This is a genomic window from Paractinoplanes polyasparticus (assembly GCF_019710575.1).
GTDB lineage: Bacteria > Actinomycetota > Actinomycetes > Mycobacteriales > Micromonosporaceae > Actinoplanes > Actinoplanes polyasparticus.
Genome location: NZ_JAHWFK010000001.1, coordinates 136,473 through 161,847, shown reverse-complemented (window position 1 = coordinate 161,847; position 25,375 = coordinate 136,473). Strand labels below are relative to the sequence as shown.

Here is a 25,375-nt window from a genome sequence, read left to right as displayed (position 1 = left end):
CGCTGGCCGAAGCGTTAACGCCGCGCATCCGATTGACGGCTGTCAATCGTCGTCATTGCCGCCGGACCGCTGCTCGCGCTGGGGCGCCCCGTCCAGGCAGTGGAACGTGAGTTCGACGCGGCCGTCCGAGCCCTCGAAGCGGACCTCCACGTCGTCGTCCGGCCCCCGGTCGTAATCGTGCACCAGGTAGCCCGGCGCCGGCGACCAGCTGTCCAGATACGCCTGGTCGCCGGCCTCGCAGCGCACCGTCACGGTGCCACCGGCGCTCGAGAAGACGGCCCCGGCCGGGCGTTCCGACGACGGCGAAGCGGACGGCCGCGGCGGTGCCGACGAAGCCGGGGCGGTCGTGGGCGTTGCCGCGGCCAGCCCGCGGGCCACGTCCTGCTCGGTGACCACCCCGCCCCGCGTACCGGTGAGGCTGTCGCCGACCAGGCGGATGCCGCCCAGCCCGGCCAGCGTGGCCACCAGGGCGGCGGCGAGCCACCCGGCGGCGACGACGACGGGGCGCGGCGGCTTGACGGACTGCATGGTCCGAACTATGCCGTACCAACGGCTAAGACTGTCCCGGCCGCACACTAAGGGAGGGTTAAGAGCGCAGGTGGACGCGGTCCGGCCGACTACCCTCGGGCCAATGGCCCGGCTGTTACTGATCGAGGACGACGCGACCATCCGCACGCCCCTGATGCGGGCGCTGAAGGAACGCGGCCACGCCGTCGCGTCCGTCGCCACCGCGATGGAGGGGGTCCAGGCGGCCCTGACCGATCGGCCCGACCTGGTCGTCCTCGACCTCGGCCTGCCCGACCTGGACGGCCGGGAGGTGCTGCGGATGCTGCGCGCGGTCAGTTCGGTGCCGGTGATCGTGGCGACCGCGCGCGACGACGAGACCGAGATCGTCCGTGTCCTCGACGCCGGGGCCGACGACTACCTGGTCAAGCCGTTCACCGCGGCCCAGCTCGAGTCGCGGATCCGGGCGGTGCTGCGGCGTGGCGCCACCCCGCAGGCCGACCCGACCATCACCGTGGGTGACCTGGTGATCGACCCGGCCGGGCGGCAGGTGCGGCTCGACGGGGCGACCGTCGAGCTGACGCCGCGCGAGTTCGACCTGCTGCACCACCTGGCCACCCGGGCCGGGCAGGTGGTCACCAAGCGCGAGCTGCTGACCGAGGTGTGGCAGATCCCGTACGGCGGGGCCGACAAGACCGTCGACGTGCATCTTTCGTGGCTCCGCCGAAAGTTGGGGGAGAGCGCGACCGCGCCGCGCTACCTGCACACGGTGCGGGGCGTCGGTGTGCGGCTGGGCGCCCCGTGAGGAGCCGGCTCACCCTGCTCGTGCTGGCCACGACCAGCCTCATGATGATCGCCTTCCTGGTGCCGCTGGCCCTGCTCGTGCGGCAGGTCGCGCAGGACAGGGCGACCGTGCGCGCGACGGCCGACATCCAGAGCATCGTCACCCAGGTCGGCACGGCGGATCCGGCCGACCTGCGGCTCACGGTCGAGCAGCTCGCGGCCACGACCGGTCGCCCCGTCACCGTCTTTCTGCCCGGCGACACCGTGCTGGGCACGGCTTCACCGCGTACGCCGGCAGTGCAGTTGGCTGCCCTCGGGCAGAGCCTCACGGTGGAGTCGGGCGGCGGGCGCGAGATCGTCCTGGCCGTGCAGGGCCGCCCGGACGGGCCGGCTGTGATCCGTACCTTGGTGTCGCCGACCGAGGCCGGGGCCGGAGTGACCCGGTCCTGGGTCGTGCTCTTCGGGCTGGGCGCGCTGCTGGTGGCGCTGGGCGTGTTCGTGGCCGACCGGCTGGCCCGGACGATCGTCCGGCCCATCACCGACCTCTCGGACGTGTCCCACCGGTTGGCCAACGCCGAGCTGTCCGCGCGGGCCTCGCCCGAAGGCCCCCGGGAGGTACGGGAGGTGGCCGGCGCCCTGAACCATCTGGCCGGCCGCATCCAGGAGCTGTTGCGGGCCGAACGGGAACAGGTGGCCGACCTCTCGCACCGGCTGCGCACGCCGTTGACCGCCCTGCGCCTGGAGGCGGAGGGCCTTCGGGACCGGGACGAAAGTGCCCGGCTGAGCGCCGCCGCCGATGCTTTGGAACGGGCCGTGAGCGGGCTGATCCAGCAGGCCCGGCGACGCACCGACGGCGACGCCGAGCCCGCCCGGTGCGACGCGGCGGCCGTGGTGGCCGACCGGGCGGCGTTCTGGGAGGTGCTGGCCGAGGACACCGGGCGCGCGCTGACGATCGACCTGGCGGCCGCGCCCCAGCCGGTCGCGGTCTCGGCCGACGAACTGGCCGCGGCGGTCGACGCGCTGCTGGGCAACGTCTTCGCCCACACCCCCGACGAAACCCCCTTCTCGGTACGGCTGGAGGAGGCGCCCGGCGGGGTCGTCCTCACGATCGCCGACCGCGGGCCGGGGATGCCGGCCGGCCTGATCAGGCGCGGCGTCAGCGGCGGCGACTCGACGGGCCTGGGGCTGGACATCGCCCGGCGGGCCGCCCAGGCCTCGGGCGGACAGCTCGAGATCACCGGCGGCGAGGACGGAGCAAGGGTGACGATGTTGCTCGGCCGGCCCTGAGGCCGGCTCCTCAGAACAACTCGATGATCGGCGTGTCGTCCGACACCGCCGCCGCGCCACCGGCGTGATCGCCGTGCGTGACCCGCTGCCGCGACATGACGTGCCGGGCGCGCAGGTCGTCGACCGAGATCGCCCGTTCCCGTACGGTCTCCTCCGGCAAGGACCCTTCGGCGTAGCCGATGACGTCCTCGGTCGCCTGTCGCACCTGGTCGACAGCGTCGCTGACGTGTTCGAGCAACTGGCGGGTGATGTCCTGGAACTGCACATGCCCGACCGCTCCGGTGGTCTCCGCGGTGAGCGCGCCGGTGCTCTGCTCGGCGTCCTGGAGCGCCTCCATCGTGTCGCGCAGAACTCCGGTCACGAGCTCGGACAGCTCGCGCTGGGCGTTCGCGATGCCGCTGAGCCGGCGCGTCATCGCGGTGTCGGCGGTCTCCAGCGCGACGCTCGTCGTGTCCTTCTCGAAGGACGAGTCGTCGGCGAGCACCGCGTCGAGCCGGCCGGTCAGGTCGGCGATGCTGCTGCCGATCCCGTGCGCGGCCTTGTTCGAGCGGTCGGCGAGCTTGCGCACCTCGTCGGCGACGACTGCGAAACCCTCGCCGGCGTCCCCGGCCCGCATCGCCTCGATCATGGCGTTCAACGCGAGGATGTTCGTGGCCCGGCTGACCTCCTCGATCTGGGCGACGTGCTGCCTGAGGCCGCGCATCTCGTCGACCAGCCCGCGGATCTGCTCGTCGCGATACAGGAAGTACCGCACCAGCCGATCCACGAGCTGGTCGTTCGACGAGGTGGCCTGACTCAGTTCCGCCTCCGTGCGCCCGAGCGTGCCGGCGAGCCGGGCGACGTTGGCCGCCGTCTCCTCGGCCAGCCCGTCGACCTTGATCATCTGCTCGACGATCGATGCGGCGGCCTCTCCGGTCTGCTCGATCACGTCGCTGATGTGTGCGCCGACGACCTCGCAGCAGGCCGGCACATCCTTCAGCCCGGTGGCCACAACGTCCGTCTGCACCCGGGAATCCGTGGGTGCGGACGACGCCGGCCGGCGGCGGAGAAGGCGGGACATCGGAACCTCCAGGAGGGCGCCGTCAGGCGCCGGGAACGACCTGCTTGATCACACCGAGGAGCTGGTCGGGCGCGACCGGCTTGACCAGCCAGCCGGTGGCGCCGGCGGTCTTGGCCTCGTTCCGCTTGGTCTGCTCGGACTCGGTGGTCAGCATGAGCATGGGGGTGAAACGCATCCCGGGCGCCTTGCGCGCCTCGCGGACGAACGTGATCCCGTCCATCTGCGGCATGTTGACGTCGCTGATGATCAGGTTGGGCTTGACGCCCTTGGACAGCTTGTCCATGGCTTCCTTGCCGTGCCCGGCGGTCTCGACGGTGTAGCCGGCCTTGGTCAGGATCGACTTCAGGCTCATGAGCATGGTGGCGGAGTCGTCGACGAGCATCACAGTGGTCATGGAGGTTCACTCTCTGGTAGAACGGGCCCCCCACTGCTCCCCCTGAGCAGTGGCAGCACCTGCGTAGCCAAGAAGGCGTCCGTTGGTGACGAGGTAATCCTCGGCTGGAAAAGCAGCAGGGCCTGGAGCGCGCCGGTGTGCAAATGGTTGCATCGCCGCAGATTCACCTTGGGCTTGCTGGTGATCCGCAGCCACGCGACCAGCGGCTCCACCTCGTCGACCGTCACGACGTCACTCAGGGTCGCTGTCGTCTCACTGAGCTCGAGCGGCAAGGCTGAGCACCTCCTTCATGTTGAGCACCAGAAGAACAAGTCCGTCGCCGAGCAGGGCCGTGCCGGAGAACTCGTCCGCGTAGGCGAGCAGCCCTTCCATCGGCTTGAGGATCACGTCGACCTCGCGGTGGAACTGCTCCACGAGCAGGCCGACGCGCTGGCCGTGCATGCTGACGATGAGGATCGCCCGGTCGGCGGCCGGGTCCGGGGTCCAGGGCATGTCGAGCGCCCGGGCCAGGTCGATGACCGGCACCACCTCGCCGCGGAGCACCACCACGTCCTGGTGCAGCACCCGGCCCAGCTCCGCGGACGGCACCCGGACCGTTTCCACGACGAGGTCGACGGGAATGCCGAAGCGCTGGCCGGCGACGCTGACCACCATCACCTGGGTCACCGCCATCGAGAGGGGCAACCGCAGCCGGGTGGAGGTCCCGCGGCCGAGCTGGGAGCGCATGGTGACGGCGCCGCCCAGCTTCTCGACGCTGGCCCGCACGGCGTCCATGCCGACGCCGCGGCCGGAGAGGTCGGACACCTGATCGGCCGTCGAGAAGCCGGGCCGGAACACCAGGTCGACGGCGTCCGAGTCGGTCAGGGTCTCCAGCTCCTCCTCGCTGATCAGACCCTTCTCGTACGCCTTGTGCTTGACCTTGGCGGGGTCGATGCCCCGCCCGTCGTCGGCGATCTCGACGATCACGGCGTCCCCGTCGGCCACCGCCGTCAGAGTGATCCTGGCGGCCGGCGGCTTACCGGCAACCTCCCTGTCGGCGGAGGTCTCGATCCCGTGGTCGAGACTGTTGCGCACCAGGTGGACCAGCGGATCGCCGAGTGCCTCGATCACGTCCTTGTCGGCCATCGTGTCCTCGCCCTCGGTGACCAGCTCGACGGTCTTGCCGAGCCGGCGGGAGAGGTCGCGGATCAGGCGGGGGAACCGGGAGAAAGCGACCGACAGGGGCAGCATCCGCACGTCCATCACGGCCGCCTGGAGCTCCTCGGCGATCCGGTGCAGGCCGGAGTACTGGTCCTTGATCCGGCGGCTGAGCACCCGGCTGCCGAACTCCTCCTCGGCCGCGTCGGCCAGGAAGGTCAAGCCGTTCTTGGCGACGTTGAGCTCGCCCACCAGCTCCATCAGGTGGTCGACCTTCTCCTGGTCGACCTTGAGGATGCGGGTGCCGACCTGGCCGCCGGGGTCGTCGGCGCGGCCGCGGTCGACGGGGGCCCGTTCGGCCGGCGGTGGCGGCGGCGGGGTGGGCGGAGCATCGGCCGGGGTGGGACGAACCTCGGTCAGCAGGTTCGCGACCTGAGCCTTCAGCGTTTCGACGTCCGGGTCGGCGGTATCGACCGGAACGCCGAGCGCGGCCGCCGCGGCCGCTACCGAACGGGCCACCGCACTGAGCCGGACGCCGGACACGGACCCCTCGAGGGCCAGCGAGCGCTGGGCGGCGGCGAGGATCGCGTGCGCGTCCCGGGCGAGCTCGAGGTTCTCCGTATGCGACTGCGCCACGGCCGCGACCACGGCTTCGTCGGCGCGAGGCTGGGGCGGTTCCTCCCCGGCGACGTAGCGGTGGATCGCGTCGCCGTTCAGTTCGACGATCTCGATCTGGTCGGGCACGTAACGGAAGAGGTAGTCGAGCTCGCCCCGCGCGGCTCGCGTCGCCAGCGCGAAGCCGATCAGGCACGCGTACTCGTCGTACTCCTCCGCGGGCGGCCATTCGAAGGGCTGGATCAGATCCAGCTTGGCCAGCGCCGGCACTTGGCTGACCAGGTGCAGCGGGTCCTCCGCCCGGAAGAAGCAGCCCTGGTCCGGGGTGAACCGCACGAAACGCATCGTCGCCGAGGTGGAGCTCAGCCAGGTCGCGGTCTTCTCCAGCCACTCCGGGTCGAACAGGGCCAGCCAATCCGGCGCCCGGTCGATCACCGGGCCGGCAAGCGCAGCAGCCACATCCGGGTTGACCGTCGCCTGCTCACCGCCGAGCGGACCGCGCAACTTGACGATCAGGCTCTGCCCGGCCGGCCCGGCGGTCGCGGGCAGCCGCTCGTGCGTGGTCACGTGCGCGAGCCAGCCGCGGATGAGGTCGAACGCGGCCAGCAGATCGTCGGTCATGCCCGAGTCGAGCGAGAGTTTCCCGGAGCGTACGGCGTCGAGAAGGTCCTCGGCGGCGTGCGTGAGCCGGGTCAGTTCGGGGAAGTCGAACAGGCCGGACGACCCCTTGAACGTGTGGGCCGCCCGGAACACCTCGTTGACCAGTTCCGGGTCGCTCGGGTCGCGTTCCAGTTCCAGCAGCCCCTCGTCGACCTGGCTCAGCAGGTCGGCGGCCTCGGCGAGGAACTGGGCGAGGAGCGGGTTCATGCGGCGATTCCGGCGGTGAGCATGCGGGCGACCCGGGCCAGGCGTTCCGCGTCGACCGGCTTGACCAGGTAGAGATTCGCCCCGGCGGCGTACGCCCGGTCGGCGTCGCCCGGGCGGTCCTCGGTGCTGATCATCAGGACCGGCGCCGGTGTGCCCACCGTCTCGGACCGCAGGGTCTCGACGCAGGCGTAGCCGTCCATCTTCGGCATGTTGACGTCGATGACGAACAGGTCGAACGCGGTGGACAGGGCTGCCTCGACCGCTTCGAGCCCGTTGGCTGCCTCGGCGACCTCGAAGCCGGCGTTGTCCAGCAGTGTCCTGTGATAGAGCCGCACCGTCGCGGCGTCGTCCACCACCAGCACCTTGGGACGCTTGTCGGTCATCGGTTGGCTCCGATCGGTCGTTGATAGACGATGCCCTCGGGCAGTCGCGTCGGCGTGAAGATCGGCGAGATGCGGCTCATCGACTCGGAGTGGCCGAGGAAGAGGTAGCCGCCGGGGCGCATGGCGCCGTACAGGTTCTCGGCCGCCCGCCGGCTGGACAGCTCGTCGAAGTAGATGAGCACGTTGCGGCAGAAGATCACGTCGAACTCGCGGAACGCCCGCATCGCGAGGGTGTCGCACACGTTGACCTGGTGCAGCGTGACAGCACCACGGATGCCCTCGTCGAGCTGATAGCGACCCGTGCCGACCGAGGTGAAGTACTTGGCGCGCCACTTCGCCGGCACGCGTTGCAGCGAGCGCTCGCCGTAGCTGGCGTGCCGGGCCCGGAGGAGAACCTCGCTGTCGATGTCCGCGCCGTGGATCTCCACGTCGACCCGGTCGATCAGGTCCCACTCCTCGAGCAGCCGCAGGCCGATCGAGTACGGCTCCTCGCCGGTCGAGCACGGCAAGGAGAGGATCTTGACCGGTCCGACGATGCGGTTCGGCCCGCCCCGCATCGCGAGCACGTCCGGCAGCACCGTCCGCAGCATCGAGTCGAACTGATAGTCCTCCCGCAGGAAGTACGTCTCGTTGACCGTGAGCTGGTTGATCAGTTCCTGCAGCAGTTCGGGCCGGTCGTTGAGCCGCAGCGCCGCGAACCAGGAGGTGAACGTGTCGTACGGCGAGTCGCGGATGCACGCGTCGATGCGCTTGTCGACGAAGTAGCGCTTGGCCGCGGTGAACTGGATCCCGGTGCGCTTGTAGAAGTACTCCCGGAATTTCTCGAAGTCCGCCTCGCTCAGCCCGGCTCCGGCCGTGGCCGCACTGGTCATCGCAGGGCCGCCTCGACCGTGAACCGCAGGAACGGGTCGTCCGGGAATCGCTGCACGGCGGCGCGCAACAGATCATGGTGCTCGGGGCCGAGGGACGGCAGCAACGCGTCGATGGCCGCGGTCACCACGTTCGGGTGGGCGTCCTCGGCGATCATTTGCGCCAGCCAGGCCTGGGACTCGGGATGTGGCAGGTCGGCCAGCACCATCGCGGTCATCACCCGGACGTCGTGGTCGGGATCGGTGAGCAGACCCGGGATGATCGCCGGCACCGAGACCGGCATGGTGGCCAGCGCCTCGGCCGCGGCCGTCCGCAAGCCGGCGTCATCGCTGGCCAGGTGCCCGCCGAGGCCGTCGGCCACCTTCGCGGTGTCGTGTGCCGCGAGCGTCGTCAGCACGGCGTCACGGACCAGGGGCTCGGTTTCGACGGCGATCCGGCGCAGGAGCGCCGGCACTGCCTCGGCGACACCGCCGAGACCGAGCGCCGCTTCCCGGCGGCAGTCCGGGTCGGCGTCGTCGAGCTGCCTCATCAAGGTTCCGGTGGTCGGCGGTGCGGCCGTCTCCTCAGGCGGTGGCGCGTCGCGGCGGACGAGTCCCACGATGTCTCCCCTCAGTTCTTCGGTCAGCGGACCCAGTCGGCGATGCGTTCCGCGATGTCGTACGACGGCAGGGTGACGGTGGCTCCGCCCCGCCGGTGCAGCTCGCCCGGCATGCCCCACACCACGGCCGTCTCCTCGGACTCGGCGATCGTCCGGCCGCCACCGGCGTGCACCTCGGCCATCTCGGCCGCGCCGTCGTCGCCCATGCCGGTCAGCAGGGTGCAGACCAGACGCTCGGCCGGCACGTGCCGGCGCGCCGAGCTGACCAGGCGATCCACGCTCGGGTGCCAGCGGTACTCGGCGCCGGCCGGCACACTCTTGACGATCAGGCCGTCCGTGCGCCGGGCCACGACCACGTCGTTGCTGCCCCGGCCCAGATAGATGTGACCCCGTTGCACGTTCATGATCCGGTCGACCTCGTGCACCCGCAGCTGGCAGAGGTCGTCCAGCCGGCGCGCGAGGGTCGCGGTGAACGACGCCGGGATGTGCTGCGCGACGACCACCGGGGCGCCGAAGGTGGCCGGCAGCCGCGGCAGCAGGTCGGCGAGCAGGTTGGGACCGCCGGTCGACGAACCGATCAGCACCAGGTCGACCGGGCCGCCCTGGCCGGGTCGGTTTGCGGCCGGCCGCGCGGGCGCGGACCTGAGGCGCTCGCGCAGGCCGTGCGCCCGGCTGATCCGCGCCGTCGCCGCGGCGCGGACCTTGCCGACGATCTCGGCGCCGACCTCGTCGATGTTGAGCGAGACCGTGCCGCCCGGCTTGGCCACGTAGTCCACGGCGCCGAGCTCGAGCGCCTCGAACGTGATCAGCGCGTTCTTCTCGGTCAGCGACGACAGCATGACGACCGGGGTGGGCTGCTCCGCCATGATCTTGGCAAGGCAGGTCATGCCGTCCATCTCCGGCATGTTGATGTCGAGGGTCACGACATCCGGTCGTACGCGGGTCAGCTGTTCCAGGGCATCGACGCCGTTGCGAGCCGTGTGGACCTCGAAGCCGGCCTCCTCGAGGATGCCCTTGACCGCGCGGCGCATCAACGCTGAGTCGTCGACCACCAGAACGGATGTGGTTGGCACTCGAACCCTCCGCTCAGACGGCGACAAGGTCGTCGCTGGGAACGGCTTCGATCAGCGTGGCCTCCTCCAGGGCCGCGGCCTGTTCGGCCGCGAGCAACTGGTCGACCTGGACGAGCAGCAGCATCCGCTTCTGCTCGGGCAGGTTCGCCACCCGCGAGACGAGGCGGGCCTGCTCGGCCGAGAGTTGCGGGGCCGGCTCCAGCACCTGCCGGCCGACCCGGGCCACCTCGGCCACCGAGTCCACGATGAAGCCGGTGCGCACCCCGCCGATGATCAGCACGACGATGCGCTGACGCTCGTCGCGCTCGCCGCGGGGCAGGCCCAGCCGGGTGCGCAGGTCGACCACCGGCAGGACCGTGCCGCGCAGATTGACCAGCCCTTCGACGAAGTCGAAGGACTTCGGCACCCGTATCAGCGCCTCCGGAACCCGGATGATCTCCTGAACGGTGTCGACGTCGACCGCGTACTCCTCGTTGTCGAGCCGGAACACGACGAACAACTCCTCGTCGCCCCTGCCGTCGTCGGCCATTCCCTGCTCCTCGTCCGTCTGTGGCGGGTCGTCGTGCCCCCGGTGCTCGGCGATCTCGTTGCGTACCTCCGGGGAGTCGAACATCCGGTTGACGCTGAGGACGGAGACCAGACGCTTGCCGTCCTCGAGCCGGCAGACCGACTCGACCTCACTCCTGCGGCCGTCTCCCGCCATGAACCCCGGCAGTGGAGCCACCAGCTGGTGCGGTACGCGGAGCACCTCGCGGACCGTGTCCATCACGACGCCGACAACGCCACCGTCGATCGAGACGACGACGATCCGGTTCTGTGGCTCCAGCGGCGTGACCTGCAGGCCGAACACCCGCCGCATGCTCACCACCGGGAGCAGCCGCCCCCGCAGGTCGATCACGCCGAGCACGCGGCTGCCGGCGTTCGGCACGTGGCTGATCGACTCGGGCGCCTGCACGATCTCCTGCACCTGGTCGATCGGCAGCGCGTACTCCTGACCCTGCACCGCGAAGCTGACCAGCTCGAGCGTGTCGTCCAGCTCGGCGTCCGCGTCGTCGCGTTCGCTCATCGGCCGGCTCACCGCCGCCTTGTCCGTGCTCCGGGCCTGGGACTCGAGGTGGTCGAACTGGCTGCCCACCAGACGGTCCACGTCGAGGATCGTCGTCATGTCGCCGCCGTCCGCCTTGATCACGCCGACCAGCACGTCGGAGCGCACGGTGGACTGCACCGACTCGCCCGACTCCATCGCGGCCGGGTCGACGCTGATCACACTGGCCACGCGGTCGACCACGAAGCCGAGCGGCACGCCGCCGTCCACCACGATCACCCGGGTGGTCTCGTCGTGAGCCGCCTGCTCCATGTTGCAGCAGTCCCGCAGGCTCACCACCGGCAGCACCCGGCCCCGCAGGTTGGCCAGGCCCTCCAGCGAGGGTGGGCCGAGCGGCACCTTCACCACGGCGGGCATCCGGATGATCTCCTGCACCCGGCTCATCGGGATGGCGTACCGCTCCCCGGCCATGTCGAACGTGACATAGCCGTTGTCGTCGTCGATGGTTTCGTCGTCGGCCGTCAGATCCTCGTCACTGCTCATCAGTGCGTCCCCTTGCCTAGGAGCCGACGTTCTGCAACTCGTCGGCGAGGGCTGCGATCTCCTCGACCGCGGCGGCCAGTTCCTCGGCCCCCTGCGCCTGCTCGCGGGCCGCGGTCGACGCCTGCGCGGCCAGTTGCTCGGCCTCACTGGCAGCCGTGGAGATCTGCTCGAGGCCGGTCTTCACCTCGCCGAGCACGTCGGCGATCTGCTGGGCCGACTCCTTGACCTCCGAGTTCCCGGCCCGGACCTGCTGCATGTCGCGCTCGATCTCCTCGAGCCGGGCGGTGGTGGCCTTGGCCGCCTCCGCCTCGGCAAGCGCCTGCCGGCTGGTCTCCTCGAGGTCACTGCGGACCTCGACGATACGGTCCTGCACCGCCTTGACCAGGTCCTTGATGCGGTCCGCGTTGTCCGCCGAGTCCCGGGCCAGGTTGCGGATGTCCGTGGAGACCACCGCGAAGCCCTTGCCGAACTCGCCGGCCCGCGCCGACTCGACCGACCCGTTGACCGCCAGCATGTTGGTCTGGATGGACACGTTCGCGATGGCGTCCACGATCTTGTCGATCCGGCGGGAGATCTGCTCCAACTCACTGACCCGGCGGACGTTCTCGATGCCGTCCCGGGCCGCCGTCCCGATCGCCTCGATCATCGAGTCGACCGCTGACTTGTTCTCGCCGAGCGACGTGAGAATGATGTCCGACCGCTCGACCGCCGAGCCGCCACGACTCGCGGAGAGCTGGGCGCCCTGCTCGATCTGGTTGACCGCCTCAGCGGTCTGCTGACCCTTCTCGGCGGCCGTGCGGGCGCCCGTGTTGATCTGGGTGATCGCCGTGTTGATCTGGGTGGCCGCGCGGTTGATCTCCTCGACGGCCGCCGACAGCTCCTCGGCCGCGGCCGCGACCTCCTCGGCGCTCTTGTTGATGTCAGTGCTGCTTCGCAGGCCCTCGGAGATCTCCGACAGCTCCTCCGCGGCCTGCTCGCTCTGCCGCAGGGCCTGGGTCTGCTGGCCGACCGTCTGCAGGGACTCCTCGCACGCCGCGGACTGCTGTTCCGCCGCCGCCGCGATCTGCTCGGACAGGCTCTTGGCCATGCCCGCGGACCGCCGCGACTCCTGCGCCGCGGTCGCCATCTCGGTGGCGCCCGTCATGATAGTGCCCATGTCGGCGCGGATGCTCTCGAGCTGCGAGGTGATGGTCTTACCCTTCTCCACCTCACCGCGGGATGTGTCGGCCGATTGCTGCACACCCGAGGCGATCGCGGTGACTCCCTCGCGAACCTCGTCGATGAGGTCCCGGATCTGCCGTGCGCTGCGCTCGCTGGTCTCGGCGAGAGTACGGACCTCGTCCGCCACCACGGCGAAGCCCTTGCCGTGCTGGCGCGCCCGAGCAGCCTCGATCGCGGCGTTCAGCGCCAGCAGATTCGTCTGGTCGGCGATGTGCGCGACCGTCTTGACGATCTCGCCGATCTCGTCGGCCTGCTTCTCCAGCTCGGTGATCGTCACGACCGAGGTGCTCTGGCGGGTGGCGGCGCTGTCCACGTTCGCCAGCAGGCCGTTGATCCCGGTGCGGGTCTCGTTGAGCAGATTCTGCAGCGCCTGGCTGAGCTGGGCGATCTCCTGGGTGGTCTGTTCCTGGCGCCCGACCCGTTCCTCGACCTGGTTCATCGCGGCGAGACTCTGCTGAGTCGCACCCGACGCCTCCTCGGCGCCGGCTGAGATCTGCTGCATCGACTCGGTGAGCTGGCGGGAGGCCTCGGCGGCCTCGGCGTTCTGGGCGGAGATCTCGGCGGTCGCGGCGGCGATCCGTTCGGCCGCCTGCTGTTGTTTCGCCACCGAACGGGCCTGGCGCCGGTTCGCGTCGGTGTCACCGCCGCGAACCGCCTTGGTCGCGACCGGCGCTGACACCGGCCGGGCGGTCCGCGCGTGATCGGTGGCCCGCCCGTTGGCGGAGCTCGTCGTCAAAGGCATGGGGTGGCATCCCCTCTCTTGTAACTGCCGTACGCATGTGCGTCATGGACCACTGGAGTCGGGGAAAACCGCTGGTGAACTGGCCTTCCTCACCTACCGGAATCCTGGCACCGGCAGCCCGCGGCCAGCGGAGAAATAGAGCTACTTCGACGGCGAAGGTTCCGCCCGGGTGCAGTATCGGGATATCCGTTTCGGAATTCGGATGGGCTCGGCTGCGTGTGCCGACCCGTCCGGAACGTTCCTTAACCGCGCCTTAGGGATCTTGTGGCGCGCCGCTATCCGAGAACGCGGGAGTCTCCTGGTGTCAGCGCAAACAACCGGGAGGAAACATCATGAAGCGCTCGTACGTCATCGCCGCCGCCGCCGGAGCCGCGGCCGTCATCGGCCTCACGAGCACTGCCCTCGCGGCCGGCGGGGACGACAGCTCGACCCCGTCGCCGTTCGCCTCGCCCAGCGCGTCCTCCTCACCGTCCTCACCGTCCGCACCCGCCTCGTCCGCCTCGGCCGCAGGGACCTTCCGTGGCGACGGCAGCCTCGACGACGACTCCACTCCGTCGCCGTTCGTCACCGCCGAGCCGGGGTCGGTCACGCCGAGCCCGCGGACCAGCAGCAGCTCGGCGTCGTCGGGCCTGGGCAGCGCGGCCGGCGCCGCGGCGGCCTCGATCTCGGCCGAGCAGGCCCGGGCCAAGGCGCTGTCCACCGTGGGCGGTGGCCGGGTGACCAAGGTGGAGGCGGAGACCGAGCACGGCCGGGCCGTCTGGGAGATCGAGGTCTACTTCCAGGGTGTCGAGCACGACCTCGACATCGACCGCAGGACCGGCGCCGTGACCGACCACGACCGCGACGACGACCGCGACCGCGACGACGACCGCGGCCGGGGCGGCGACGACGCCCGCGACGACAGCGGCCGCCACGGCAATGACGACCGCGACGACGACCACCACGGCCGCGGCGACGACGACCGACACGGCGACGACGACTGACGCTCAGCGCCGTACGGAAGGAATGTCAAGCCCCGCATGATCTTGCGTTGGCGGTGCGTTTCAGGTGAGGCTTACCTAAGACGTAGACCCGAAGGGCTGTGGGACATGAACGACTTCGCCGTCCGGATCCGCCGTGCCACCATGGCCGAGCACCGTGAAGCCGAGACCCGCAGCTTCATCGCGCGCCTGATGAAGGGCGAAGTCCCGTACGCCGGGTATGCCGCCCTGACCGCGCAGTACCTGCTCATCTACCGCGAGCTGGAGGCCGCCTCCGCGTCCATGCGGGCCGACGTCGTGGCAGCCGGCTTCGCCGATCCCGTACTGGCCCGGGTGCCCTCACTCAAGGCCGACGTGGCCCACCTCGGCGCGGCGGCGGTCGAACCCCTGGCGGCCACCACCCGCTACGTCGAGCGCCTCCGCGAGTACTGCCACACCTCGCCGGCGCACTTCATCGCCCACCACTACGTCCGCTACCTGGGCGATCTCAGCGGCGGCCTCATGGTGGGCCGGTCGGTCTCCCGTACGTACGGACTGGGCGCCGAAGGCGTGTCGTTCTACACCTTCGACGGGATCCCCGACGCCAAGGCCTACAAGACCGCGTACCGCGAGCGCCTCGACCTGTTGCCGTCCGTGCTGGCCCCGGCCGCGCTGGACGACCTGCTGGCCGAGTCGCAGTACGCGTTCAAGCTCAACGCCGCGCTCTTCGTCGAGATGGGAATGAGCTATCCGTCGGATGTCGCCTCGGCCGCCTGAGCGGAGATCGCCTCCTCATAACGGGCGACCGCTGCCCGGACCGCCTCCGCGGCTTCCTGATCGAGGGAGTTCGGCACCGAGAGAAAGTCGCGGAGCGGCTCGACCACCGAGGACAGCGTCGATCGGAACTCGTCCCGGGGTGTGGCCGCGATGGCGTCCTCGACCGCGGCCAGCCCGTCGGCTGTCCGGCCCCGCAACAGCAGAGTGTCGGCGAGGTCGTAGTGCTTCCAGTGCCGTTCGGGCGAGGACGACTGCACCTGATAGCGGGCCAGGAGCTCCAGCTTCGCCAGGCTGTCCAACGCTTCCGCTCGGAGACGGTCGTCGTTCGCTCCCAGCAGGAGCTTGATCCGAGCCTCGTTCATCAACGGGTAGGTGTCGTTCTCTCTGATCTTCGCCGCGTGGTGGTATGCGTTCATCGCCTCGGTCAGGCGCTCGCCGAGGAAAACACCCGGGGTCGAGGTGCGAGCGCGGCGCCGCTCCATCCCGCCGAGATTCGACCACGCCTCCCCGTCGGCCGGGTTCAACCGGACTGCCTCGTTCAGTGCGGCGCTCGCCCGATCGAGCTCGCCGTTCTTGCTGGCCGCCACGCCGAGTTCGCGCCAGCCGTCGGCGTCGTCCGGGTACAGGCGGACGAGCTCGTCGAGGGCTCCGATCGCTTCCGGGTAACGGCTCTGCCGGCGTAGCCGCGTCCCGAGCTCGTACCAGCCGTCCCGGTGCACCGGATTACGTGTCAGCGCTTCCCGCAGGTAATTGATCTGGTCGTCGGGGGACGTCGTCCGCAACGCGATCTCGATGAGGTCGTCCGCCCGCTGACTCCGGAGATCTTCAATCGCCTGATGGAGGCCGGCCAGTTCGGCTCGCGGGACCATCACCACGTCGAGCGACTCCCGGACCGGGTTGTCGACGACTCCCTTGGACGTCAGGCCCAGCAACGCGGCCTTGACGATCTTCTCGATCGCCGCACCCTTCTCGTCGATGTTCTGCCCGTAGATGACCATGCGGTTCGGCTGGGCGTTGAACAGGACGTCCCGCGGATCCTGCGCAATCGGGATCGTCACCGCGTCGCGCAACGCCCACCGCACGCCCAGTTCGAGGTAGACATTCGGGTTGGCGCCGGTCAGATCGGCGATGTAGACGTCGGCCACCAGCGCCTCGGTGAACATCGACTTGTGGATGGGGCCGATCTGGAACTTGTCCTTCTCGATGTAGAGCTCGACCTCGCGGCCGGTGTCGGCGGCCAGCCGGGCGCGTACCGGTTCCAGCAGCTCGGCCTTGATGCTGTCGATATGAGTCCACTTCGCCTTCGGGCCCATGTCGGATCCCGGCATCGCGACGAAGATCCGGATCGGATCGTGGGCCTGAACCATCGGGTCTCCTTGGGTGGTTGGCGAGGGCGGTCGTCGAGCGCGCGCCTAGAAGACCTGCGGCAGCTTCCACGTCGCGTCGGCGCCGGTGACCTTGTCGATCGAGGGGCCGAGCGTGGGCTGCACGATGGCCTTCTTGATCACCCAGTTGGTCGCCAGGAGCTGGTAGCCCTCCTTGGTGGCGTAGCGGGCGCCGACCCAGTTCTTGGCGCCCACGCTGCGGATCTTGGTGAGCTTGTAGGCCTTGGCGAACTCGCTCATCTTCTTGAGGAACGCGGCGACCTTGCGCAACAGGGTGGCCAGCTTCATGCCGACCGTGGCGGCGCGGGTGCCGGCCACGGCGGCCTCGATGCCGCCGGCTGCGGCGCCCGCCGCCAGGGACGCTCCGGCGGTGATGAACGAGGAGGCCAGCGCGACGATGATCGTCACGATGAGCCAGGCGATCAGCTCGCGGACGATCTGCTCGACCAGGTGCTGGGCCTGGGCGGCGGCCTCGGCCGAGCCGTCGAGCAGCTCGGCGGTCACCCGGAAGTGCTCGGCGATCTCGGCGAACGACTGGTTGACCTCGGTCAGCTCCTGGTTGAAGGCGGCGGCCGCGTCACCCTCCCAGTAGGACAACAGGTCCGTACGGGCGGCCAGCTCGGCCTCGGCGTGCTGCTCGAGCTGGGTGGCGGCGGCCCGCCAGGCCTCGGCCTTCGCGCGCAACTGATCGGGGTCGCCCGTCACGGAGTCGAGCGGGTCGGACAGGAACGCGACGATCGGCTTGATGACCGAGTAGGCCTCGCCGGCCGGGCCCAGCCACTGCTCGATGCGGTCGGCGCCGCTGGGGGCCCGGGTCACTTGCCCGCTCCGAGACGGTCGGCGGCGGCCTGGTCGGTGCGCTCGTAGTCCTCGCGCAGCTCGCGGAACGCGTCGCTCAGGTCGGCGAACGCGTCGGCGCCGTTGCGCAGCGTCTCGAGGCCGTCGGTGGTGCGCTGCTCGTAGACCTCGGCGCAGTCCCGCGAGTCGGGGAGCAGGCCGAAGCTGTCCTCCGTCACGTCGGCCTCGACCAGCAGGCGGCGGGTGGTGTCGAAGGACGCGCTCAGCTCGTCCATCGCGGCGGCGTACCTGGACAGCGAATCCAGATAGACCTGTACCGGCTGTCCCACGCTGCTATTCCCCCCTGGGTGCTCCGATCGCCTCGACCACCGCCGGCGCCAGGCTCGGCGGGGAACAGACCAGCATGCAGCCCGACCCGTCGCGGAAGCCGGCCAGCAGCCGTCCGCGGCGCAGAGCCCCGGCCGGGGCCGCGACGGCACCCAGGATAGCCACCTTGTCCACCCCGTACCTCTCCCGTGCGACCTGGTCGGACGGACCGAACCACTTTCCCGGGCCGCTCTGCGCCCGTGGAACCACATCGATCTCCACGATCAGCAGGCGCCGGTCGGTCACCGCCACGGCGGGGGAGGTCACAGCCCCGATGGCCGCGTGCAAGAGCCGCCCCTGGGTGCCCGGCGGGCCGATGACCGCGCGGCCCCAGACGGCCTGCTGCACCGCGTTGCCGGGGAAGGTGCCGAGTCCCACTAGGATGGTCGGGTCCAGCAGGTCGATCAGTTCGTCGCGCACCGAGGCGTCCTCGGTCGTGCCGGGGTCCTGCACCAGCGGCGCGGCGGCGAGCAGCCGTTCGCCGTCGGGCAGCAGGCCGTCGAACGCGGGCGCGACCTTCGTGGTGTAGTCCTTCACCGCCATCGCACCAGAATGGCATGTCCGCGGGAGGCCCTCGATGCCGCAGTTCCACGATTTCACCGACCTCGCGGCGTACGCCCAGGAACAGCTCGACCGGGTCAGCCGGATGCAGGCCGACATGGCCGCCGCGGCCGGCGAGGGCATGTCGCCGCAGCGTTACGCCCGGGCCCGCACCGGCCCCGGCGGCAAGGTGCTCGAGCTGCGCCTCGACCCCGACGCGGCGGGACTGCCGCTCGACGACCTCACCGACGAGATCGTGGCCGCGATCAGCGCCGCCCAGGCCGACTACGCCACGCAGACCGACGCCATCATGGCCCCGATCCTCGAGTCCCGCCCCACCGGCGACACGATCGACGACGGCATCCGCCGCCTGGACGCCCTGACCGACGACCTCGACCGGCTGATGCGCCGCCCCGACCTCCGCTAGGGTCAGGAGGACCTGCCCGGAGGCTGGTCCGGCGGTTCCGCCAGCCGCTCCGGACGGCTCCGGGTCCAGCTGGCCCAGCCGCGCTCCCGCATCAGGTCCAGCATCCGCTGGGCCCGCGGATCGGACTCGAAGGCGAGTGCGTCCAGAAGGCCGAACGGTAGATCGTCGTCCGCTTCCTCGCTGAGGTCGGCCTCGCCGGCGGCGTGCGCGTGCTCGGCCAGGCCGGCCATGATGTCGGCGGCTTCCTCCAGCCGCGGGTCGTCGTCGCCGGCGTCGCTTTCGCTGATCTCCGACAGAAGCCGATAGAGCCGGACGAGGTGCGGGTTGTCGAGCTGGGCGTGTTTCGCGGGCATGACTTCGTGGATGTGGTCGGGCCAGCGCGCCGCCAGCAGGATCCACCCGTCTCGCTCGCCGTCGACCATCCGGTCCGAGGCCCCGATCTGCCGGAGTCGATCGAGGTAGGAGGTCACCTCCGGTGGGAGCACCAGACTGTCCCCGGCAGTGAGCTGCGCGATCTGCTTGCGACTGGTCTCCAGCCGTTCGACCTCGTCGCGCAGGTCGGCATCGATCCGCCGGATCATTTCGGCAAAGGTCGAGGCGTCGGCTTCGAGCATCGGACCGATCCGCGACAGCGGCACGCCGGCGTGGGCCAGGGTGCGGATCTTGATAAGGGAAACGGCTGCCATGGCGCCGTACCGCCGGTAGCCCGAGGCATCTCGCTCCGGCTCGGGCAGAAGTCCGATCTGGTGGTAGTGCCGCACCGCTCGCACCGTGACGCCGGCATACGCCGCCAGTTGACCGATCCTCAGCATGCTGTAGATCCTGCCCTCGAACCTGCCCGGACCCGGTCGGCGCCGCTCAGGAGATCCGGCGACGGTAGACGATGGTGGCGACGACGTGGGCGACGACGAGGATGCCGGCGCACCAGGCGAGGGCGGTCCAGATGCCGTCGCCGACCGGCTGCTGGGTGAGCAGCCCACGGATCGTGTTGACGATCGACGTCACCGGCTGGTTCTCGGCGAAGGCGCGTACCGGGCCGGGCATGGTGTCGGTGGGTACGAACGCCGAGCTGATGAACGGCAGGAAGATGAGCGGGTAGGCGAACGCGCTCGCGCCGTCCACGGTCTTCGCGGTGATACCGGGAATCACGGCCGTCCACGTCAACGACAGGGTGAACAGGAGCAGGATGCCGGTGACCGCGAGCCAGGCCGGCACTCCGGCGCCCGAGCGGAAACCCATGAGCAGCGCGACGCCGACGACGACCACGAGCGAGATCACCGTGGCGACCAGCGAGGTCAGCACGTGCGCCCACAGCACGCCCGATCGGGCGATCGGCATGGACTGGAATCGCTCGAAGATTCCGCCCTGGATGTCGCCGAAGAGCCGGAAGGCGGTGTACGAGATGCCGGACGCGATGGTGATGAGCAGGATGCCGGGCAGCAGGTAGTTCACGTACGAGACCGTCCCGGTGTCGATCGCGCCGCCGAACACGTAGACGAACAGCAGCATCATGGCGATCGGTGTGATCGCGGTCGTGACGATGGTGTCCAGGCTGCGAGTGACGTGGCGCATGGTCCGTCCGGTGAGGACGGCGGTGTCGCTGAGGAAATGTGTGGCCATTGTCGTTCTTACTTCCTGTTCGACTCGGTCGTGGCCTCTTGGCCGGCGTTGCCGACGACCGCGAAGAAGACGTCTTCGAGGGAGGGCTGCTTCTCGACGTACTCGACCGTGGCCGGCGGCAGCATTTGCTTGAGCTCGGCCAGGGTGCCGTGGACGATGATCCGGCCCTGGTGGAGGATCGCGATCCGGTCGGCCAGCTGTTCGGCCTCCTCCAGGTACTGAGTGGTGAGCAGCACGGTCGTGCCGCTCTCGGCGAGTTCCCTGACGGCCTGCCACACCTCGACGCGCGCCTCCGGGTCCAGCCCGGCCGTCGGCTCGTCGAGGAAGATGACCGGCGGAGTCCCGATGAGACTCATCGCGATGTCCAGCCGGCGGCGCATGCCCCCGGAGTACGTCGCTACCCTCCGGGTGGCCGCCTCGGTCAGCGAGAAGCGCCTCAGCAGGCTGTCCGCGACCTGGCCCGGGTCCTTGAGATGCCTCAGCCGGGCGACCAGGACGAGGTTCTCCCGCCCGCTGAGGATCTCGTCGACCGCCGCGAACTGCCCGGTGAGACTGATGCACTCGCGGACGCCGGCGGCCTGTGTCGCGACATCGAAGCCGTTGACCCGGGCGGTTCCGGCGTCGGCCCGGAGCAACGTCGACAGGATCCTCACCACCGTGGTCTTGCCCGCGCCGTTCGAGCCGAGCAGAGCTAAGACGCTGCCCCGCGCCACATCGAGATCCACGCCGCGCAGAACCTTCAGCTGCTTGTACGACTTCTCCAGGCCTTGCACGTGGATCGCAGGCCCGTGAGCCCGGTCGCTTGCCGGAAGGATGCTCATGACAAGCAGCATGGAGGGTTGACGCCGCGTCATGGTCAAGCCTGCGGCAGCGGACGGATGATGTGAGCCTAGGTTCCTAGGATGATCTACGGGCTGCGATCATGGGCACGTGGAGACTCCTTACGTGGCCGTCGACGTCGATGTGATGGATCGGAACCTGCGCGCCATGGCGGCCGGCGCGGGGGAGCGCGGGCTGGCGCTGCGACCGCACGCCAAGACGCACAAGACGGTGGAGATCGCGCGGCGGCAGATCGAGCTCGGCGCCGTCGGACTGACCGTGGCGACCGTGCGGGAGGCCGAGATCTTCGCGGACGGCGGGGCGGGGGACATCTTCATCGCGTACCCGGTCTGGCCCTCGCCCGAGCGGGCCCGGCGCCTGCGGGCCCTGGCCGAGCGGGTCGCGCTGCGCGTCGGCATCGACTCCGTCGAGAGCGCGGAGGCCCTGGCCCGGGCTGTCGGTCCCCTCGACGTGCTGGTCGAGGTGGACAGCGGCCACCACCGCAGCGGCGTGCAGCCCGACGGCGCCGCGGCGCTCACCGAGGCTGCCGCGAAGGCCGGGCATCGGGTGCGCGGCATCTTCACCTTCCCCGGTCACGGGTACGGGCCCGGCCTTCGGGAGCAGGCGGCGTTCGACGAGGCCCGCGCGCTGGTCGACGCCGATCCGCACGCCGAGGTCCGCAGCGGCGGCTCCACGCCGACCGCGGCGCTGGCCGACATCGGGCCGCTCAACGAGATCCGGCCCGGCGTGTACGTCTTCAACGACGCGCAACAGGTCGAGCTGGGCACCTGCGACTTCGGCGCGGTGGCCCTGACCGTGGCGGCGACGGTCGTCAGCCGTACGGGAAACCGGGCCATCGTCGACGCCGGCAGCAAGATCCTCGGCGCCGACCGGCTGGCCTGGGCGACCGGCTTCGGCCGCCTTCCGGACTTCCCGTCGGCGCGCGTGGTCGCCCTCTCCGAGCACCACGCCACCATCGAGTTCACGGACGCTGTGCCCGCCCGCGGCGACGTGCTGCGCGTGGCCCCGAACCACGTCTGTGCGGCCGTCAACCTCGCCGACGAGCTGGTCGTCGTCTCCGGGGGCCGTGAGGTCGACCGGTGGCGCGTCGCCGCCCGCGGCGCCAACACCTGAGGAATACAGAACCGATCGCGGGCTGCCGGCGGCGGTCGCCGTCACCGGCTGGGCCCGGCGCAGTAATTTGTCGGGGTGACCACGCCGTACCGTTCCGAGATCCGCCTCCCGCTCGACGATCCCGCCGCACAGCGTGACGTGATCGCCCTGGGTTACCGCCGGGAGGGGATCGCCCGCGGCGCGGGGCCCGACAGGCAGGACATGACGGTCTGGGCGCGGCTGGCCGACGACCCCGAGGGGCCGGCGCCGCGGGTGCTGCCCGACCTGCCGGGCGGCGAGCTCACCGACGGGGTGATCCGGGTGCGGCCGCTGCGGCCGGAGGATCTGGAGGGCTGGTACCAGCTGCGCAGCCTGCCCGAGGTGGTGGCGACCTCGGTGCCGCCCGAGGCGCCGCCCCGGGCCGAGGTCGAGCGTCTGTTCGCGTACGCGGAAGGTCGCTGGCTGGCCGGTGAGGTGGCCGCCATGAGCATCGTCGACGCGCGCAGCGGGTCGTTCGCCGGGCAGATCGCGCTGTACTACTTCCAGCCGCACCACCGCGAGGGCATGCTCGGCTACGGAGTCCTGCCGGCGTTCCGCGGCCGCGGGTACGCGCGGCGGGCGGTCGAGCTGGTCACGCGGTGGGCGCTCAACGACGTACGGCTGCAGCGGGTGGTGGCGGGCACGGCGGCCGACAACATCGCCTCGCAGAGAACGCTGCAACGGGCCGGTTTCGAGGTGGAGGCGCGCCAGATCGGCATGTTGCCCGCTCCGGGCGGGGGCCGCGTCGACAGCGTGCTTTATGTCAGACGTCGCCTTTAGGGTCTAGCCATGATTGCGCATCCGGGGTTGCGTTTCGCCGACCACACCGTGACCGTGCCGCTCGACCACCGTGATCCGGGCGGCGAGACGATCGAGGTCTTCGCCCGCGAGGTCGTCGCGGCTGACAAATCCGGCGAGGGGCTGCCCTGGCTGGTGTTTCTGCAGGGCGGGCCGGGTGGCAAGTCGCCGCGTCCGCTGCGGGCCGAGGGGTGGCTGGCGCGGGCCGTGCGGAGCCACCGGGTGCTGCTGCTCGACCAGCGCGGCACCGGGCGCAGCACGCCGCTGACGGCCGGGTCGGTGGGCGACCGCTCGGCGAAGGAGCTGGCCGACTATCTGCGGCTGTTCCGGGCCGACAGCATCGTGGCCGACGCCGAGGTGCTGCGGGCGCGGCTCGCCGCCGGCGAGCGGTGGGACACGCTGGGCCAGAGCTACGGCGGCTTCGTGACGATGACCTACCTGTCGCAGGCGCCTTCGGCCTTGCGTACGTGCTATGTCACCGGCGGCTTGCCGGGGCTCACAGCCACGGCTGACGACGTCTACGCACGCACCTATCCGCGGGTGGCCGCCAAGAACGCCGCCTTCTATCGGCAGTTCCCCGGCGATGTGGCCGCCGTGCGCCGCATCGCCGACCACCTGACGGCGGAGGACGTGCGCCTGCCCGACGGCGATCGGCTGACCGCCGAGCGGTTCCGGTCGATCGGCAACGTCTTCGGCATGAGCTACGGCTACGCGCAGGTGCACTGGCTGCTCGACGAGGCCTGGCACGGCGACCGGTTGTCGGCGACGTTCCTGCACGAGGTGCTGGCGCTCACCGGCTTCGTCGACAAGCCGCTGTTCGCGCTGCAGGAATACTGCTACGGCGGCGCGGGCGGCTCGCCGACCGGCTGGGCGGCGGCCCGGGCGCTGGCGCAACGGCCCGAGTTCGCCGCCGACGCCGACCCGCTGCTGTTCACCGGCGAGATGATGTATCCCTGGATGTTCGAGCAGATCGCCGCCCTGCGCCCCTTCGCCGGCGCCGCCGATCTGCTGGCCGAGGCCGGGGACTGGCCGCCGCTCTACGATTCGGGTCGGCTCGCGGCCAACGAGGTTCCGGTCGTCGCCGCGGTCTACGCCGACGACATGTACGTGGACATGGGGCTCTCGCTCGAGACGGCGGCCGCGGTCGGCAACGTCCGCACGTGGATCACCAACGAGTACGAGCACGACGGCCTGCGCACCGGCGGCGAGGCGGTGCTGGGCCGCCTCATGGACATGGCCGCCGGCCTGACCTGAGCCTCAGTGGTCGCGCAGGTATTTGAACTCGGCCCACTCCGAGGCGGTCAGCAGGCTCACGATCGACAGCCGGGTCGGCGCGTGGATCAGCTCGTCGAAGCGAGGCTCGGCCGTCACCGGGCGTCGCCCAACGGCCGCGACAGCATGAGCCGGCGCAGGTGGGCCATGAGCGCGGGACCGCAAGTGGTTTCCGGCCGGATGGATTGGACTGGCGGGTCCATTTCTGTGCGGTCACAGTTGCCGGCATGAACCACTACTACCTTCTGGGCCGGTCCGGTCTGCGGGTCAGCCGTCTCGCCCTGGGCACCATGAACTTCGGCACCGGCGGATGGCACGCGGCGTACGGGAAGACGGAGGCGGAGTCCGAACCGATCTTCCGCCGGTACGTGGAGTCGGGCGGGAACTTCATCGACACTGCCGACTTCTACACGGCGGGCGAGAGCGAGCGGATACTCGGCCGGCTGATCGCCCGGGCCGGCAACCGGGATCGGCTGGTGCTGACCAGCAAATACACCAACAGCGTGGATCCGAGCGACCCCAACGCCAGCGGCAACGGGCGCAAGCACATGATCCGCGCGGTCGAGGCGTCGCTGAGACGGCTCGGCACCGACCACCTCGACCTCTACCTGCTGCACACCTGGGACCGGATCACCCCCGTCGAGGAGGTCGTGCGGACCTTCGACGACCTCGTCCGCGCCGGCAAGATCCGCTACGCCGGGCTGTCGGACGTTCCGGCCTGGTACGCCGCCCGCGCGCAGAGCTATGCCGAGGCGCACGCGCTGACGCCGATGGTCACCCTGCAACTTCCGTACGGGCTGACGATGCGCGACGTGGAGCACGAGTACGCGCCGATGGCCCAGAACCTGGGCATCGGCCTCACGGCGTGGAGCCCGCTCGGCGGCGGCATCCTCACCGGCAAGTACCAGCGGACCGGCCAGGGGGTGGTCGGCGAAGGCCGGTTGGGCGACCCCGGCGCCGCCGCTCCGAAGATCGACGACAACACGTGGCGGATCGTCGGAGCGCTCGAAGAGGTCGCCGAGGGGCTCGGGCGGCCCATGGCCCAGGTGGCGCTGAACTGGGTGGTCACCCAGCCCGGGGTCGCCTCGGCCGTGGCCGGGGCCAGCAGCGAGAAGCAGCTGGCGGGGAACCTGGCCGCTCTCGACTTCGAGATTCCGGCCGACGCCCGGCGCCGGCTCGACGAGGCCAGCGCGCCCCGGACGCCGCAGCTGTACTCGATGTTCACCCCGGAGTACCAGGCTATGGTGGTCAGTCCCGGGCTGAGCATCGGTGACAAGCCGGCCGGCTACGCGCCCCCGGTCCTCAACGGCGCCGGTTCCTGAGCACGGGCTCACCGATCT

General features: G+C 70.5%; 26 protein-coding genes. 9 read left to right on the top strand and 17 right to left on the bottom strand.

The features are described 5' to 3' along the window. Window positions 1-42: 42 nt before the first annotated feature. Window positions 43-528 carry a septum formation initiator gene (locus tag KXC43_RS00755; protein ID WP_221373885.1) on the bottom strand — a complete coding sequence of 162 codons (486 nt, stop codon included), beginning with the start codon at window positions 526-528 and terminating at the stop codon, window positions 43-45. 103 nt (window positions 529-631) lie between these two features. Between KXC43_RS00755 and KXC43_RS00750 the strand changes: the two genes are divergently transcribed. Next, window positions 632-1,309: a response regulator transcription factor gene (locus tag KXC43_RS00750; RefSeq protein ID WP_221373884.1), complete on the top strand. Its 678-nt coding sequence runs from the start codon at window positions 632-634 to the stop codon at window positions 1,307-1,309. Next, window positions 1,306-2,574 (top strand): HAMP domain-containing sensor histidine kinase, encoded by a 1,269-nt coding sequence (locus tag KXC43_RS00745; RefSeq protein WP_221373883.1) that lies wholly within the window; start codon window positions 1,306-1,308, stop codon window positions 2,572-2,574. Before KXC43_RS00750 ends, KXC43_RS00745 begins: the two co-directional genes overlap by 4 nt. A gap of 10 nt (window positions 2,575-2,584) precedes the next feature. Here KXC43_RS00745 and KXC43_RS00740 read toward each other — a convergent pair whose 3' ends face one another. The 9 genes from KXC43_RS00740 to KXC43_RS00700 form a co-directional block, all read right to left on the bottom strand. Beyond that, the gene (locus KXC43_RS00740; RefSeq protein ID WP_308128911.1) at window positions 2,585-3,580 is read right to left on the bottom strand and encodes a methyl-accepting chemotaxis protein; all 996 of its coding nucleotides are present in this window, start codon (window positions 3,578-3,580) and stop codon (window positions 2,585-2,587) included. A 76-nt stretch (window positions 3,581-3,656) separates the two neighbouring features. Continuing rightward, window positions 3,657-4,028 carry a response regulator gene (locus KXC43_RS00735; RefSeq protein WP_221373881.1) on the bottom strand — a complete coding sequence of 124 codons (372 nt, stop codon included), beginning with the start codon at window positions 4,026-4,028 and terminating at the stop codon, window positions 3,657-3,659. Window positions 4,029-4,280: 252 nt separating this feature from the next. Next, entirely contained in the window at window positions 4,281-6,647 is a 2,367-nt protein-coding gene (locus KXC43_RS00730) for a chemotaxis protein CheA (protein WP_221373880.1), read from the bottom strand. Then, entirely contained in the window at window positions 6,644-7,030 is a 387-nt protein-coding gene (locus KXC43_RS00725; RefSeq protein ID WP_221373879.1) for a response regulator, read from the bottom strand. Before KXC43_RS00725 ends, KXC43_RS00730 begins: the two co-directional genes overlap by 4 nt. Beyond that, a complete protein-coding gene (locus KXC43_RS00720; protein WP_221373878.1) occupies window positions 7,027-7,902 on the bottom strand; it encodes a CheR family methyltransferase in 876 nt (291 codons plus the stop codon). The genes KXC43_RS00725 and KXC43_RS00720 overlap by 4 nt, the downstream gene beginning before the upstream one ends. Continuing rightward, a complete protein-coding gene (locus KXC43_RS00715; protein ID WP_308128910.1) occupies window positions 7,899-8,498 on the bottom strand; it encodes a HEAT repeat domain-containing protein in 600 nt (199 codons plus the stop codon). Before KXC43_RS00715 ends, KXC43_RS00720 begins: the two co-directional genes overlap by 4 nt. 23 nt (window positions 8,499-8,521) lie before the next feature. Further along, complete coding sequence (gene cheB / locus KXC43_RS00710; RefSeq protein WP_221373877.1) at window positions 8,522-9,571, bottom strand: chemotaxis-specific protein-glutamate methyltransferase CheB; 1,050 nt, start codon at window positions 9,569-9,571, stop codon at window positions 8,522-8,524. Window positions 9,572-9,584: 13 nt separating this feature from the next. Beyond that, entirely contained in the window at window positions 9,585-11,159 is a 1,575-nt protein-coding gene (locus KXC43_RS00705; RefSeq protein WP_221373876.1) for a chemotaxis protein CheW, read from the bottom strand. Window positions 11,160-11,175: 16 nt separating this feature from the next. Next, a complete protein-coding gene (locus tag KXC43_RS00700) occupies window positions 11,176-13,122 on the bottom strand; it encodes a methyl-accepting chemotaxis protein (protein WP_221373875.1) in 1,947 nt (648 codons plus the stop codon). A 332-nt stretch (window positions 13,123-13,454) separates the two neighbouring features. On the opposite strand from KXC43_RS00700, the gene KXC43_RS00695 reads away from it, so the two are divergent. Together KXC43_RS00695 and KXC43_RS00690 are read left to right on the top strand one after the other, a co-directional pair. Then, on the top strand, window positions 13,455-14,105 hold the full coding sequence (locus tag KXC43_RS00695; RefSeq protein ID WP_221373874.1) for a PepSY domain-containing protein: 651 nt from the start codon (window positions 13,455-13,457) through the stop codon (window positions 14,103-14,105). Between the two features lie 105 nt (window positions 14,106-14,210). Beyond that, window positions 14,211-14,858: a biliverdin-producing heme oxygenase gene (locus KXC43_RS00690; protein WP_221373873.1), complete on the top strand. Its 648-nt coding sequence runs from the start codon at window positions 14,211-14,213 to the stop codon at window positions 14,856-14,858. Here the strand turns inward: KXC43_RS00690 and KXC43_RS00685 are convergent. The 4 genes from KXC43_RS00685 to KXC43_RS00670 are packed head-to-tail and all read right to left on the bottom strand — an operon-like array spanning window position 14,828 to window position 17,950. Further along, window positions 14,828-16,225, bottom strand: coding sequence for a tetratricopeptide repeat protein (locus tag KXC43_RS00685; RefSeq protein WP_221373872.1), 1,398 nt, complete (start codon window positions 16,223-16,225; stop codon window positions 14,828-14,830). The genes KXC43_RS00690 and KXC43_RS00685 overlap by 31 nt on opposite strands. 45 nt (window positions 16,226-16,270) lie before the next feature. Next, window positions 16,271-17,062, bottom strand: coding sequence for a WXG100 family type VII secretion target (locus tag KXC43_RS00680; RefSeq protein WP_221373871.1), 792 nt, complete (start codon window positions 17,060-17,062; stop codon window positions 16,271-16,273). After that, the gene (locus tag KXC43_RS00675) at window positions 17,059-17,370 is read right to left on the bottom strand and encodes a hypothetical protein (RefSeq protein WP_221373870.1); all 312 of its coding nucleotides are present in this window, start codon (window positions 17,368-17,370) and stop codon (window positions 17,059-17,061) included. Before KXC43_RS00675 ends, KXC43_RS00680 begins: the two co-directional genes overlap by 4 nt. Before the next feature lie 4 nt (window positions 17,371-17,374). Continuing rightward, window positions 17,375-17,950 carry a hypothetical protein gene (locus tag KXC43_RS00670; RefSeq protein WP_221373869.1) on the bottom strand — a complete coding sequence of 192 codons (576 nt, stop codon included), beginning with the start codon at window positions 17,948-17,950 and terminating at the stop codon, window positions 17,375-17,377. A gap of 34 nt (window positions 17,951-17,984) precedes the next feature. On the opposite strand from KXC43_RS00670, the gene KXC43_RS00665 reads away from it, so the two are divergent. Then, entirely contained in the window at window positions 17,985-18,374 is a 390-nt protein-coding gene (locus KXC43_RS00665) for a YbaB/EbfC family nucleoid-associated protein (RefSeq protein ID WP_221373868.1), read from the top strand. A 2-nt stretch (window positions 18,375-18,376) separates the two neighbouring features. On the opposite strand, the gene KXC43_RS00660 is transcribed toward KXC43_RS00665, so the two are convergent. Genes KXC43_RS00660 through KXC43_RS00650 form a run of 3 tightly spaced genes read right to left on the bottom strand, consistent with a single transcriptional unit; the run spans window position 18,377 to window position 20,815 of the window. Continuing rightward, a complete protein-coding gene (locus tag KXC43_RS00660; RefSeq protein ID WP_221373867.1) occupies window positions 18,377-19,186 on the bottom strand; it encodes a MerR family transcriptional regulator in 810 nt (269 codons plus the stop codon). Between the two features lie 46 nt (window positions 19,187-19,232). Further along, window positions 19,233-19,994: an ABC transporter permease gene (locus KXC43_RS00655; protein WP_221373866.1), complete on the bottom strand. Its 762-nt coding sequence runs from the start codon at window positions 19,992-19,994 to the stop codon at window positions 19,233-19,235. A gap of 8 nt (window positions 19,995-20,002) precedes the next feature. Continuing rightward, window positions 20,003-20,815 (bottom strand): ABC transporter ATP-binding protein, encoded by an 813-nt coding sequence (locus KXC43_RS00650; RefSeq protein WP_255643282.1) that lies wholly within the window; start codon window positions 20,813-20,815, stop codon window positions 20,003-20,005. A gap of 109 nt (window positions 20,816-20,924) precedes the next feature. Between KXC43_RS00650 and KXC43_RS52520 the strand changes: the two genes are divergently transcribed. The 4 genes from KXC43_RS52520 (at window position 20,925) to KXC43_RS00625 (ending at window position 25,357) form a co-directional block, all read left to right on the top strand. After that, entirely contained in the window at window positions 20,925-21,947 is a 1,023-nt protein-coding gene (locus tag KXC43_RS52520) for an alanine racemase (RefSeq protein ID WP_308128909.1), read from the top strand. Between the two features lie 75 nt (window positions 21,948-22,022). Then, window positions 22,023-22,745: a GNAT family N-acetyltransferase gene (locus KXC43_RS00640; RefSeq protein ID WP_221373865.1), complete on the top strand. Its 723-nt coding sequence runs from the start codon at window positions 22,023-22,025 to the stop codon at window positions 22,743-22,745. 9 nt (window positions 22,746-22,754) lie between these two features. Then, a complete protein-coding gene (locus KXC43_RS00635) occupies window positions 22,755-24,017 on the top strand; it encodes an alpha/beta fold hydrolase (protein ID WP_221373864.1) in 1,263 nt (420 codons plus the stop codon). Window positions 24,018-24,262: 245 nt separating this feature from the next. Beyond that, a complete protein-coding gene (locus KXC43_RS00625) occupies window positions 24,263-25,357 on the top strand; it encodes an aldo/keto reductase (RefSeq protein WP_221373863.1) in 1,095 nt (364 codons plus the stop codon). The last annotated feature ends 18 nt before the right edge of the window (window positions 25,358-25,375 follow it).